Below are 11,817 nucleotides of genomic sequence, written 5' to 3' on the forward strand. Positions count from 1 at the left end.
CGATTTCGGGGAGGCTCATTCGTCTCACGATAGGAAGCCAAGGAAATTTGCCCAGGCAAGGAAACGGACGCGATGACAATCACTATCACAGCATTTGAACGATCGCCCGATGGCGGCAAGGGACTGGCGCGTGATACGCGCGTTCGCTGGGCGCTCGAAGAAGTGGGGCAGCCGTATGAGGTTCGTCTTGTTTCCTTCGCAGAGATGAAGGCGCCTGACCATCTGGCCATCCATCCCTTCGGCCAGATCCCCACCTATGAGGAAGGTTCTCTCTCGCTGTTCGAGACCGGCTCGATCGTCTTTCATCTTGCTGAGCAGCATGCGGGCCTGCTGCCGAAGGACCGCAATGCCCGCGCGCATGCGATCACGTGGATGTTTGCCGCACTTAACACCGTCGAGCCGCCGATCCTCGAATTAACGACGGCAAGAATATTCGAACGTGACAAGCCTTGGAGCGAGGAGCGCTTGCCGTTGGTAAAGGACCGTGTTCGCGCTCGGCTGGACAAACTCTCGGCCCACTTGGGCGTCGCCGACTGGCTCGATGATACGTTCAGCGCAGGCGATTTATTGATGGTGTCAGTGCTGCTGCGACTGAGAATGTCAGGCATTTTGGACGAATATCAAAACTTGGCTGTCTATGTAGCGCGCGGGGAAGCACGGCCGGCTTATATCCGGGCTTTCGCCGCGCAATTTGCGATCAACGCAGAGGGGGCGTGAAGATTAGCCAGCATTGAACTAACCAAATGGAAGCGAGCCCGAAGCGCGCGCGCTCTCCTTTGGCGACGCCAGTCAAGAAAGCTGGTACGTCTCCCGTATTCGAGGGGACGCCATGTCGATCAACATCTATGTCTACTGGGGGGCGAGGAGAAAGGACGCCGAAGAGCTGGTCCCGCAGTTCCAGGCGCATTTCCGGGCCTTGGACGAAGCCGACGACAGGTTCGCGAGGTGGGCCCCGCGCGGCAGATCGCTCAAAAAAGCAATCGCCTCCAAGCCGGTCAACACCTCGTCGTGCGAGGTTCTCCATCGCTGGCTGTTAAAGGGCCGGAACAAGACGGACATGCCTCCGAGACAGCCCGTTCCTGAACTGGGATACAATGTGTCGCTGTGGAACCAGCGCCAGGCAAATATAGAGGCGTCCACATCAGTCCATTGCGGTTCCTTTTCCAAATATCTGTCGGAAGACAGCCAGAACAATGCTTCGCTGGAGTTTAGCTACAAAGCTGGAGCCGAACCGGTGAATACAAAGGTTTTGCTCGGCCTATTTCTCAAGTTCATTGATATCTGGGAACCCAGTTGGGGTTCGATCTGGCGGCACGTTCATGAGGGACATCCAGCCGGGGCGCGTTGGAACCCAAGACATGTTCAATATGCCTTCTTCCAGTCACCGGGAGGACGCGGGCACGATGAACGATTTATGGGACAGCAGCAGACCCTCCCCAAGGGCGGTCGCCTCTGGACGGACGAAACGGCAGTGCCTTTCCTGGAAGAGACGTAAGTGCCCGGTATTCCGCTGCCGTCCTTGCAAGACGCTGTTGCCCATGCGAAGAGCCCGTGAAGCGACAGCCTATTTCCCCACTGCTGAATGACGATGGCGCAGAGAATCACAATCGCTTGGCGAGTAACGCTTTGTTATCTGGCCGGACTGACAGAAAGTCTTTTGGTCTTCGCATTTTTCGGAGCCCCGCACCGCAAGGTGGCGACGCAAGATCTCCTGTGGGCCTTCGCTCTTGAGCTGGCCGTGGGCGTGGTCGTCTCTTGGCCCCTCTGGCTGACCGCCGCTGTCGTCGCGTTCGTTTTCTCAAGATCAGTCGTTGCAAATCCAGGTCTGTGGGCTGCCGCGGCGGCTTTGATCGCCGCCGGCTTCTCGTATGGGACCCTGCCCTTCGACGGTGAGATCAGGTCTCTTGCAACCGTCGGAGGCCTCGCCGCAATTCTGGCAGGGATTTCTTTTTATTGTTGGAGTGTATCGCGCCCGGTTCCCGCGGCATCCAACTGAAACCACCATTAATCGCGCGCTTGCCTTGCGGGGCAAAACCGTTCATGCGAAGAGCCCGCACGCGAGTGAAAACAGCGACAGGCAAGCGCAACAGATGAGCAGGCGCCGGAAATGAGCAAGCGCAAGAACGGGCTCACCTATGCCGAAGCGGGCGTCGACATCGACGCCGGCAATCTCATGGTCGAGAAGATCAAGCCGCTGGTGCGCGCCACCCGCCGGCCAGGCGCCGATGGCGAGATCGGCGGCTTCGGCGGTTTGTTCGACCTCAAGGCCGCCGGCTTCACCGATCCGGTGCTGGTGGCCGCCAATGACGGCGTCGGCACCAAGCTGAAGATCGCCATCGACGCCGGCAAGCACGACACGATCGGCATCGATCTCGTCGCCATGTGCGTCAACGACATCGTCGTGCAAGGCGCCGAGCCGCTGTTCTTCCTCGACTATTTCGCCACCGGCAAGCTCGATCCCGACCAGGGTGCTTCGATCGTCGGCGGTATCGCTGCCGGCTGCCGGCAGGCCGGCTGCGCGCTGATCGGCGGCGAGACGGCGGAAATGCCCGGCATGTATCACGACAAGGATTACGACCTTGCCGGCTTTGCCGTCGGTGCCGCCGAACGCGGCCAGCTGTTGCCGACCGACGACATCGTCGAGGGCGACGTGCTGCTCGGCCTCGCCTCGTCGGGCCTGCATTCGAACGGCTTTTCGCTGGTCCGCCGCATCGTCGCGGTAAGCGGCCTTGGCTGGGGCGATCCGGCGCCGTTCAATGACGAGGCGACGCTGGCCGAGGCGCTGCTCGAGCCGACGCGCATCTACGTCAAGTCGATCCTCAAGGCGATTCGCAACACGCATGGCATCAAGGCGCTGGCCCATATCACCGGCGGCGGCTTTCCCGAAAATATCCCGCGCGTTCTGCCCAAGGATTTTTCGGCCGAGCTCGATCTCGGCGCCATCGAGGTGCCGCCGGTGTTCTCATGGCTGGCCAAGACCGGCGACGTCGCGCCGGAAGAGATGATGCGGACCTTCAATTGCGGCATCGGCATGATCCTGGTCGTCGCCTCCGGCCAGGCGGCGCAGGTCGCCGCCGTTCTGCAGGAGGCCGGCGAGACGGTGACGCCGATCGGCCAGATCGTGCCGCGCCGCGATGCCGGCGTCATCTATCGGGGCTCGATTGGCCTATGAGGAAACGGACGGTCGTACTGATCTCGGGGCGCGGCTCCAACATGACGGCGCTGGTTGCGGCGGCGAGCAACCCAGCCTATCCGGCCGAGATCGTCGGCGTCATCTCCGACCGTGCCAATGCCGCCGGCCTTGGCATCGCCGCGGCGCGCGGCATCGCCACCAGAGTGATTTCGCGCTCCGACCATGCCAGCAAGCAAGCGCATGACGAGGCGATCGATGCGGCCCTCTTGTCGTTCGGCGCCGAGATCGTCGCGCTGGCCGGCTATATGCGCATCCTCGGCGCGCGCTTCGTAGAGAAGTGGCAGGGCCGCATGATCAATATCCACCCTGCCCTGCTGCCTGCCTTCAAGGGGCTGGATACGCATGCGCGGGCCCTCCGCGCGGGCATGCGCATCCATGGCTGCACGGTGCATTTCGTCACGCTCGACATGGATGACGGGCCGATCATCGCCCAGGCCGCCGTGCCGGTGATGGTCGGCGACAATGAGGACACGCTAGCCGCGCGCGTGCTCAAGGCCGAGCACCAACTTTATCCGCTGGCGTTGGGCCTTGTCGCCGAAGGCAAGGCGCGGATGGAAGGCGGCCGCACGGTGTTTTCGCGCTTCGCCGACGATGCCGACAACGCCACGTCGGTGGTGATCGCGCCCGACCCGCTGCGCGAAGAGACCGATCTCGAGCACCTGGCGCGGATCACGCCGTGAGGGTCAGTTCTTGAATTTGGTAGCAAATTTTGCTACCGTTTTCGCGAGGAGACGGCTTGATGGCGACAGTCGAAAAAGTCAGCGTAGCGCTTTCCCCGGAACTGCTGGACATGGTCAAACGCGCGGTGGCCAGCGGGCAGTACGGTTCGGCAAGCGAAGTGATCCGCGAGGCACTGCGCGAATGGCGGCTTCGCCAGCCCTTGCGCGAGGCCGAAGCGGAGCGGTTGCGGAAAGTCTGGACGGAAGGGCTGGAGAGCGGTCCGTTTGCGCCGTTCGACATCGAGGACATAAAACAGAAAGCCCGCGGCCGGTTGGGCAACACCGGCAAAAACCGGCGGAATGGCTGACATCCGCATTGTCCACAGCCCGGCGGCAGAAGACGACCTGATCGATATTTGGTTTGGCATTGCAAGGGACAACCCGCTTGCCGCGGACCGCTTTTTGGATGCTATTGCCGAGCGCATCGTGCAATTGGGCACATTCCCGGAATCCGGTCCCAAGAGGCCCGACATCGCTGCCGAGGTGCGGGCGTTGACGATCGGCAACTATCTCGTGCTTTATCGCCTGGCCGAACAGCGCGTCGAGATCGTCCGCGTCGTGCATGGCGCACGCGACGCTTCGGCCTTATTTTGAATCCATGAAGCAACTGCTGCTCCTGCGTCACGCCAAGTCGAGTTGGGACGATCCCAACCTCATCGACTTCGACCGGCCGCTGTCCGCCCGCGGGCTGAAGGCAGCACCACTGGTCGGGCGCGAACTGGCCCGGCGCGGCTGGCTGCCGGAGCTGGCGCTGGTGTCGCCGGCGCTGCGCACCCGCGACACGTGGCGGCTGGTCTCGGCGGAATTGCCGGCGAAGGTGCAGGCCAAATTATCCCAGGCGCTCTACGAGGCGGCGGCGGCGGACATCCTCGCCAAGGTGCGGCAAGTAAAGGCGGGGACTGGAACGCTGCTGGTGCTTGGCCACAATCCCGGGCTGGAGGAGTTCGCGCGCGGGCTTGCCGGGGCTGGATCGGACCAAGCGGCGCTGAAGAAGCTGGCGGAAAAATACCCCACCGCGGGCCTGGCTCGGTTCGACGTCGACGGCGATTGGACCGGTCTCACCTTCGGCAGCGCCCGACTGACGCACTGCATTTGGCCGAAGGATCTTCGCTAGCGACTGCCTGACAGGCCGGGGGATCGCCGACCTTTCGACCAAACCCGGCTTCGCGCAAACAAAAGCGGCGGGCCCAGCCCGCCGCTCTTGGTGCGCCAGGGTTTGAGGAACTATCGGCCCCAGTTGCCCCGGCCAGATTGGGGCACTACGGGTTGATCCGCGCCGAACCGGGTCGTCGCCTCGGTGTCGACGGCATTGTGCTCGGCCGTCAGCGGCTTGCGGATCGAACCGGTAAACCCGCTGTCGATGCTGCCGGCAGGCGCGTTGCCAACAGGCGCGGCCGGCTGGTTGACGCCGTCCGAGCCATAGTGATCGCTGCCTGCAAAGGCGCTGCCCGTGGCGACGAGGACGATGGTGGCGACGGTAAGAGCAGTCTTGGTCATTTCAGGTACTCCAATGTACTGGTCATTCGTGAGTTGTCGTTGCTTTCGACGCATTCGAGATGAGAGCGCTGTCCGCGCCGACGAATACGCACCCGGCTTTTTCCGATGTGCACGTTGCTGGACGATTTCAGCAACCGAGATTGTGGCTACAGATGAAACCTGCAAATCAAAGTATTCGATTGGCGCAGGATGCTATTCGGCGCACACGCCCGTTGATACGCGACAGCAAGAGTAGCGGGCCAAGCCCGCCGCTCTTTGTGTTGCGGGCCGTGATAATCAGCGGCCCCAGATGCCTTGGCCGGATTCAGGCGCCACCGACTCGGAGGTTGTCTTGGCACCGGTATGCTCGGAAGTAACTGGCTTGCGGATCGAACCGGTGAAGGTGTTGTCGACGTTGGCAGCAGCAGCGGCCGGCTGGTTGACGTTGTCCGAGCCATAATGGTCGCTGCCGGCAAAAGCAGTGCCGGTGGCAACGAGGATGGCGGCGGCGGTAAGAGCGAGCTTGGTCATTTCGGTACTCCGGTAGTTCTTTGGTCTGTCCGTCAAGTGGCGTGCCTCGGGAGGAATTCGCGTCGCTCGGACCACCCCGAGATGGGTCGGCAAGCCTGTCGTTTCCAATCACGAAAATTTTGTACGGGTGCGCCAAATTGGCCGCTTGAAAATCCGGCATAAGGTCCCTTCTGCCACAATCTTCTGATTTCTTTTCAATTAGTTATGCGGTCAGTGGTGATTTGCCGCGCGAACATTCTTTGAGCCGGCGTTCACCCTTTCCTGTACTCTCTGCTAACGGAACCGAGCCGTTCGGTTCGAGTTCTTTTACGCTTGGCTGATCAGCGCTTTCAGAGACTCGATCGACATTCCTGCCGACCGATCAATGCGCGGTGAAAATCACGCTGCCAGCTCAGCGCCGGCGGTGTCGTGCTTGGGCCGCGCGCTGGCCAGAAGCACGACCGGGCAGTTGCAGGCGGCTAAAACAGCGCCGGCGGTTTCACCGAAGAACAGGTCCTCACCCGGACGTTGGGTGACGCCCATCACGACGATCGCCGCTCCTTTGGCCGCCTCCCGGGTGATCGCCTTGTCGGGTGTGACGCGGGTATGGAACGCTGTGTCGATATGCAGGCCGTAGCGGCCCGCCAGATCGGCGATGTCTTTCAGCACGGCCTCTTCGCGGCTATGTGACACCGATGTCGACCTGCGGCCCTTGGCTGCCTTTTGCGAGACGTAGAGAACCTTGATCCGCGCCCGGTTTGGACGCGCCAGCGCCAGCGCCAGGTCGGCGGCGCGACGCGCCACCTGGGTACCGTTGACGGGGACGAGAATGCTGGTGCCGGCCTTCAGCGTCGGCATCTTTTCGCCAGCATTGCCGCCGTTCAGGACCAGGCAAAGCGGGCCGTCAAATCCTGCGGCAATATCGTTGAGGGCCGGCGCGAAGGCGCCATCGGCGGTCAGCACATTGTCCAGGCCGACCAGCAACAGGCCGTATCCCTTGCGGGCCTCTTCGGCGATCGTCTCACCCGTGGCTTCCAATTCGGTCCGGGCCGTCAGATGGACTTTGTCGACAAGCGTATCTTCGGTCCGTTTCACCGCCTGAGCGCTCTTTTTTGCGCCCTTTTTGATTTCCTGGAGGGCGCGCTCCTGTCCCTTGCTGTCGGTCGGCCTGTCAACTCGGCCGTCTTTCGGCTGAAGCAAGGTGGTGGGCAGGCGAAGCAAGGTGGTGGGCATGCCGCTGCCTCCGCCGACCAGTCCGGCGAGATATGCAGTGAACTTGCCGATCCTGCTGTCGTCGACTAGCACCAGCAGCCGCTCCAGCCTGGAAATGAAGCCGTATTCGTCCAACGCCTCGCGCTCGACACGCTGCTGCTCGTCGTGCCCAACCGGCAGCCGGCCGAGCGCCCAGCGCAGCATCGGCGGCATGGCCAAGGTGGTGATCACGGCCATGGTGACGATCATGGTGAAGAGATTGTGCGACAGGATGTTCATCGACAGGCCGATGCTGGCGACGATCACCTCGGTCGAGCCGCGCGCGTTCATGGCACTGCCGACGGCGATTGCTTCCTTGAACGACATGGCGGCGAGCTTGGCGCCGATGAACGCGCCGCCAAACTTGCCGATGCTGGCGACGACCACGAGAGCGCCCGTCAGCATGGCAAGGGTTGGATCGGCGAGCACGGTGAGATCGGCGGAAAGCCCCGCCATGCCGAAGAAGATCGGCATAAACAGCGCGGTGATGACGCCGCGAAGCTGGCCTTCGATATGGCTGGAGAGGATGGGCGATTCCCCGACCAGGATGCCGGCAACGAACGCCCCCAGCACGGTATGGACGCCTATCAGATTAGTGATCAGCGCCATCGCTCCCATGATGATGAGGATCATGGTGATCACCGCAAACTCGCTGCGGAATTGATCGTTGGTCCAGCGGATCAAGGTGAAGACAAGACGGCGGCCAATGGTGAAGGAGAACACCATGAACAGTGCCACCGCGGCGATGGTGGTCACCAGCGGCGCGAACTGTAGCTTGCCATTGGTGGCGATGCCGAAGGTTACGGCGATGACCAGCCAGCCGATCGTGTCCTCGATGATCGCCGAGGAAATAATCACCTGTCCGAGGTTGCGGCGCATGAAGTTCATCTCGCGCACCACCATGGCGACGACCTTGACCGACGAGATCGACAGCGCCGTGCCCAGGAACAGCCCGGCGACGGTGCGCTGCGTGGGGTCAGCCAGCAATGCGTCCGGCAGGAACTGCGCCAGCGCAAAACCGAAGATGAAGGGCACCACGACGCCGGTAGCCGAAATGGAAAAACAGGCCGCGCCAACCCGGCGCACCAGCCGCAGGTCCGTCTCCATGCCGGTCAGCAAAAGCAGCATCAGGATGCCGAGCTGCGAGACGGCGTCGATCATGCCCTTTTGCGCAGGATCACTGGGAAAGATCAGGTGCTGGGCCGACGGCCACAGCCAGCCGAACAGCGAAGGACCGAGCAGGATGCCGCCGATCAGTTGGCCCATGATTGCCGGCTGGCCATAACGCTGCAGCACTTCGCCCAGGCCGCGCCCGACAAGCAGCAGAAGCACGATCTCGGCGACGAAAGCGCCTTCGCCCGAACCACCCATGCCGGAGGCCCGGGTACCGGCAACGAGCGTCTGCGCTGCCCAGGCCGCCCCCGCGGGGACGAAAGCGCAAACCAGCAGCGCCAGGCTGGAACGTGTCGGAGCCTGCCAAGCCATGAGACCCCCATCGCCCAATGCACGTGTCCAACAACGCGCGACAGGGCGTTGCGTTGCTAGACAGGGCGTTGCGTTGCTAGACGTGGACGTCACCGAAGGAGAGTTCGCCGTCGTCGCTCTCTGTCAGAAATGCTGTCACCAGCAGGCCCGCATAGAGGACGGCGACCAGCACGACGATGACGGCGCCCGGAATTGGACCCAAGGCAGCACTGGCGACGGCCTCACGCATCGACCCGACGAAGCCGATGCGGACACCTTCGGTCAGAAGACTGGGGGTCGACAGTTTGAGGATCCAGGCCAGCAGCAGGATCAGCAGCATGTAGATGTAATTGCGACGCAGGCGGCGCGCCAAAGCCATGCGTTGCGAAATCAGGAATTTCGGCGCGCGCAGGCTCTCGCCGACGATCAACAGCCAATCGGACGCGAAATCCGGCTGCGGCGAGAATATCTGCGCGAAATAGTGCCGTTCGAACTGGCGCACGCGAGCCCGGTAGAAGTCGAAGAAGCGATATCGGCGGGCCTCTATCCACAGCAGCAGCAGAACAAGCAGCATGGCAAACAGCAGCACGCCATGGTGAGCGCTGGCTGTCGAAAGCGAAACGGACAGCATTGCTGCGACAACGGTTATCGCCCAGTTGCTCGTCCGGTCCAGGCGGTCACGCCACCCAGCCATGCGCGCAATCTCGGCGCGATGAAAGTGGGACATCGTGGTCACGAGTTCGCCGGACGACAGTGTCCTTCCGATGGGATCCGGCGCCGGCAACACTTCTGCCATGACAATGCCTCCACCCGCCACGCGAAAACGGCCGGATGGAGATATCGTTCCGACGCTCAATCCGCCGGGCGCAGCCAGACCTTGTTGTCGTGGAAGGCGGCGCCGCCATAGGGCGCCGGCGCATCGGCGCCGGTCAGCACGTTGATGCCCTCGCCGCGCTCATGGGCGCTGTTCGGCCAGATGCCTTCGGCGACGACGACGCCGCGCTTAATGCCGTCGAACAGCTTTGCGTGCAGCACCACCTCGCCACGCTGGTTGCCGACCTCGACACGGCCGCCGTCGGCGACGCCGAGTGCCGCCGCATCATCGGGATGCAGGAGCAACTCCGGCCGGCGCTCCTTTGCCTGCGATACCGGCGTTTCGGCAAAGGTCGAATTGAGGAAATTGCGCGCCGGCGAGGTGGTCAGCCGGAACGGATGCTTCTCATCAGCCACCTCGATCAGGTCGACGTGGTCGGGGAATTCCGGCAGGTTCGCCACCGGTCCGAACAGGCCCATGCTTTTCGGCGGCCGGTTGGGTGCGGCCTGGCCCGTCCAGTCGGCGCGGAAATGGAATTTCTTGTCGGCATGGCCGAAGCCGTCCAGGAAATGTGCGGCCTCGAAATCCGGCTGCAAATCGACCCATTTCTGCTCTTTCAGGCTCGAAAAGCTGCCCAGCCCGCGCTTGCCCAAGATGATGTCGATATGCTGCTGCTCGGTCATGCCGAAGCCAGGGCGATCGGCGATACCGAGCCTTTTGCCGAGCTCCTCGATGACGAAATGGTTGGTGCGCGGACCTTCCGGCGGATCGATCAGCTTCGGCCCGAGTGTGATGTGCTGGTTGCCGCCGCCCTTGTAGACGTCGTCATGCTCGAGAAACATCGTCGCCGGCAGGACGACATCGGCGAGCTTGGCGGTGTCGGTCATGAACTGCTCGTGCACGCAGGAAAACAGATCGTCGCGCAGAAAACCTTGCTTCACCAGCCGCTGCTCCGGCGCGACATTGACCGGATTGGTGTTCTGGATCAGCAGCGCCGTCACCGGCGGGCCGCCATAGAGCGCATCCTCAGCCCCGGTCAGCACCGGGCCGATGCGCGAATGATCGAGATGACGGATCGCGGGGTCGCGCATCCGTGTGCCTTCGAGCAGTTCCTGGTTGAGCTTGAAGATGCCCGAATTGGAATGGAAGGCGCCGCCGCCCTCATATTGCCAGCAGCCGGTAACCGCGGCGATCGAGGCCGCGGCATGCATGTTGACCGAACCGTTGCGCTGCCGCGAAAAGCCGTAGCCGAGGCGGAAGTAGGTCTTCTTCGTCGTGCCGACGAGCCGGGCGAAGGTCTCGATTTCGTCGACAGAAAGCCCGGTGATATCAGCCGCCCATTGCGGCGTCTTTGTGCTGAGATGCGCTTCCAGACCGTGAGGATCGTCGGTGTATTGTTCCAGATAGGCGCGGTCGGCCATGCCGTCACGGAACAGCACGTGCATCACCGCGCAGGCCAGCGCGCCGTCGGTGCCGGGCTTCAGCACCAGGCCGAGATCGGCCTGCTTCATCGTTGCATTTTCGTAGACGTCGATGACGACGATCTTGGCGCCGCGTTCCTTGCGCGCCTTGATGGCGTGGGTCATGACGTTGACCTGCGTGACCACGGCGTTGGTGCCCCAGATCACCACGCAGTCGGACTTTGCCATTTCGCGCGGGTCGGGGCCGCGCAGCGCGCCGGCGCCCATCATCCAGCCGGTCCAGGCCAGATTGGTGCAGATCGAGCCGAAGAAGCCGGAATATTTCTTGGCGTGCCTGAGCCGCTCGATGCCGTCGCGCTGCACCAGACCCATCGTGCCGGCATAGTAATAGGGCCAGACCGTCTCCGAGCCATATTTTGCCTCGGCGGCTATGAACCTTTCGGCGACGAGGTCGAGCGCCGCCTCCCAGCTGGATTCCTTCCAGGCGCCCTCGCCCTTGCCGCCGGCTCGGATCAGCGGCTTCAGCAGGCGGTCGGGATGATGGACGCGATCAGCGTAACGGGCGACCTTGGCGCAGATGACGCCGGCCGTATAGCTGTTGGCCTTGGCGCCATGGACGCGACCGATGCGCTTTTCATCGAGCAGCTCGACCTCGAGCGCGCAGGTCGACGGGCAATCATGCGGACAGGCCGAATGGCCGATTCTGAGCTTCGCGTGCTGATTCATGGGAGCAAACTAGTCGTTTATGGCGGCGGCGTGTAGGGCCAGTTACCCGCCATCAATGCGCTTGAGCAAGGCGTTGTAGGCGCCGCATTTCGGGCAATGTATGTGGCGCTCGACATGCGATGATCCGGCTCCGGCGTCGATGACCAGCAGATTGCCGTCTCCACACTCAGGGCATTTTGCGACAGCTTCGGAATTGACAACCAAAACCTTGGCAACTTCGATCCAAAGTTTTGTCGACATCGT

Annotated in this window: 14 protein-coding genes; 8 read left to right on the top strand and 6 right to left on the bottom strand. The window is 62.5% G+C overall.

Going from position 1 to position 11,817, the window contains the following annotated elements:
- Nucleotides 1-72: 72 nt before the first annotated feature.
- From NKH67_RS28010 to NKH67_RS28045, 8 genes are all read left to right on the top strand, one after another.
- Nucleotides 73-717: a glutathione S-transferase family protein gene (locus NKH67_RS28010; RefSeq protein WP_352501883.1), complete on the top strand. Its 645-nt coding sequence runs from the start codon at nucleotides 73-75 to the stop codon at nucleotides 715-717.
- A gap of 112 nt (nucleotides 718-829) precedes the next feature.
- A complete protein-coding gene (locus NKH67_RS28015; RefSeq protein WP_352472625.1) occupies nucleotides 830-1,495 on the top strand; it encodes an Imm52 family immunity protein in 666 nt (221 codons plus the stop codon).
- A 93-nt stretch (nucleotides 1,496-1,588) separates the two neighbouring features.
- Nucleotides 1,589-1,996 carry a hypothetical protein gene (locus NKH67_RS28020; protein WP_352472624.1) on the top strand — a complete coding sequence of 136 codons (408 nt, stop codon included), beginning with the start codon at nucleotides 1,589-1,591 and terminating at the stop codon, nucleotides 1,994-1,996.
- 111 nt (nucleotides 1,997-2,107) lie between these two features.
- Entirely contained in the window at nucleotides 2,108-3,172 is a 1,065-nt protein-coding gene (purM, locus tag NKH67_RS28025; protein ID WP_352501882.1) for a phosphoribosylformylglycinamidine cyclo-ligase, read from the top strand.
- Complete coding sequence (purN, locus tag NKH67_RS28030; protein WP_352501881.1) at nucleotides 3,169-3,873, top strand: phosphoribosylglycinamide formyltransferase; 705 nt, start codon at nucleotides 3,169-3,171, stop codon at nucleotides 3,871-3,873. The genes purM and purN overlap by 4 nt, the downstream gene beginning before the upstream one ends.
- Nucleotides 3,874-3,932: 59 nt before the next feature.
- Complete coding sequence (locus tag NKH67_RS28035; protein WP_352472621.1) at nucleotides 3,933-4,220, top strand: type II toxin-antitoxin system ParD family antitoxin; 288 nt, start codon at nucleotides 3,933-3,935, stop codon at nucleotides 4,218-4,220.
- Entirely contained in the window at nucleotides 4,213-4,506 is a 294-nt protein-coding gene (locus tag NKH67_RS28040; protein ID WP_352472620.1) for a type II toxin-antitoxin system RelE/ParE family toxin, read from the top strand. The genes NKH67_RS28035 and NKH67_RS28040 overlap by 8 nt, the downstream gene beginning before the upstream one ends.
- 4 nt (nucleotides 4,507-4,510) lie before the next feature.
- Nucleotides 4,511-5,026: a SixA phosphatase family protein gene (locus tag NKH67_RS28045; protein WP_352472619.1), complete on the top strand. Its 516-nt coding sequence runs from the start codon at nucleotides 4,511-4,513 to the stop codon at nucleotides 5,024-5,026.
- 110 nt (nucleotides 5,027-5,136) lie between these two features.
- On the opposite strand, the gene NKH67_RS28050 is transcribed toward NKH67_RS28045, so the two are convergent.
- From NKH67_RS28050 to NKH67_RS28075, 6 genes are all read right to left on the bottom strand, one after another.
- Complete coding sequence (locus NKH67_RS28050) at nucleotides 5,137-5,409, bottom strand: DUF680 domain-containing protein (RefSeq protein WP_353032246.1); 273 nt, start codon at nucleotides 5,407-5,409, stop codon at nucleotides 5,137-5,139.
- A gap of 276 nt (nucleotides 5,410-5,685) precedes the next feature.
- Nucleotides 5,686-5,919, bottom strand: coding sequence for a DUF680 domain-containing protein (locus NKH67_RS28055; RefSeq protein ID WP_352472617.1), 234 nt, complete (start codon nucleotides 5,917-5,919; stop codon nucleotides 5,686-5,688).
- Between the two features lie 378 nt (nucleotides 5,920-6,297).
- A complete protein-coding gene (locus NKH67_RS28060; protein ID WP_502893816.1) occupies nucleotides 6,298-8,520 on the bottom strand; it encodes a cation:proton antiporter domain-containing protein in 2,223 nt (740 codons plus the stop codon).
- Nucleotides 8,521-8,710: 190 nt separating this feature from the next.
- Nucleotides 8,711-9,409 carry a DUF2270 domain-containing protein gene (locus tag NKH67_RS28065; protein WP_352472615.1) on the bottom strand — a complete coding sequence of 233 codons (699 nt, stop codon included), beginning with the start codon at nucleotides 9,407-9,409 and terminating at the stop codon, nucleotides 8,711-8,713.
- A 56-nt stretch (nucleotides 9,410-9,465) separates the two neighbouring features.
- Nucleotides 9,466-11,574 carry a molybdopterin-containing oxidoreductase family protein gene (locus NKH67_RS28070; protein WP_352501877.1) on the bottom strand — a complete coding sequence of 703 codons (2,109 nt, stop codon included), beginning with the start codon at nucleotides 11,572-11,574 and terminating at the stop codon, nucleotides 9,466-9,468.
- 42 nt (nucleotides 11,575-11,616) lie between these two features.
- Nucleotides 11,617-11,814, bottom strand: a complete 198-nt coding sequence (locus NKH67_RS28075) for a hypothetical protein (RefSeq protein WP_352501876.1) — start codon at nucleotides 11,812-11,814, stop codon at nucleotides 11,617-11,619.
- Nucleotides 11,815-11,817 lie beyond the last annotated feature (3 nt).

Source organism: Mesorhizobium sp. M0968, from assembly GCF_040319065.1.
In the GTDB taxonomy this organism is placed as follows: Bacteria; Pseudomonadota; Alphaproteobacteria; order Rhizobiales; family Rhizobiaceae; genus Mesorhizobium.

Excerpts from the sequence above, each read along its gene's own strand:
- NKH67_RS28010 (WP_352501883.1), top strand. The coding sequence starts at position 73 with ATGACAATCACTATCACAGCATTTGAACGATCGCCCGATGGCGGCAAG.
- NKH67_RS28015 (WP_352472625.1), top strand. The coding sequence starts at position 830 with ATGTCGATCAACATCTATGTCTACTGGGGGGCGAGGAGAAAGGACGCC.
- NKH67_RS28020 (WP_352472624.1), top strand. The coding sequence starts at position 1,589 with ATGGCGCAGAGAATCACAATCGCTTGGCGAGTAACGCTTTGTTATCTG.
- purM (WP_352501882.1), top strand. The coding sequence starts at position 2,108 with ATGAGCAAGCGCAAGAACGGGCTCACCTATGCCGAAGCGGGCGTCGAC.
- purN (WP_352501881.1), top strand. The coding sequence starts at position 3,169 with ATGAGGAAACGGACGGTCGTACTGATCTCGGGGCGCGGCTCCAACATG.
- NKH67_RS28035 (WP_352472621.1), top strand. The coding sequence starts at position 3,933 with ATGGCGACAGTCGAAAAAGTCAGCGTAGCGCTTTCCCCGGAACTGCTG.
- NKH67_RS28040 (WP_352472620.1), top strand. The coding sequence starts at position 4,213 with ATGGCTGACATCCGCATTGTCCACAGCCCGGCGGCAGAAGACGACCTG.
- NKH67_RS28045 (WP_352472619.1), top strand. The coding sequence starts at position 4,511 with ATGAAGCAACTGCTGCTCCTGCGTCACGCCAAGTCGAGTTGGGACGAT.
- NKH67_RS28050 (WP_353032246.1), bottom strand. The coding sequence starts at position 5,409 with ATGACCAAGACTGCTCTTACCGTCGCCACCATCGTCCTCGTCGCCACG.
- NKH67_RS28055 (WP_352472617.1), bottom strand. The coding sequence starts at position 5,919 with ATGACCAAGCTCGCTCTTACCGCCGCCGCCATCCTCGTTGCCACCGGC.
- NKH67_RS28060 (WP_502893816.1), bottom strand. The coding sequence starts at position 8,520 with ATGGGTGGTTCGGGCGAAGGCGCTTTCGTCGCCGAGATCGTGCTTCTG.
- NKH67_RS28065 (WP_352472615.1), bottom strand. The coding sequence starts at position 9,409 with ATGGCAGAAGTGTTGCCGGCGCCGGATCCCATCGGAAGGACACTGTCG.
- NKH67_RS28070 (WP_352501877.1), bottom strand. The coding sequence starts at position 11,574 with ATGAATCAGCACGCGAAGCTCAGAATCGGCCATTCGGCCTGTCCGCAT.
- NKH67_RS28075 (WP_352501876.1), bottom strand. The coding sequence starts at position 11,814 with ATGTCGACAAAACTTTGGATCGAAGTTGCCAAGGTTTTGGTTGTCAAT.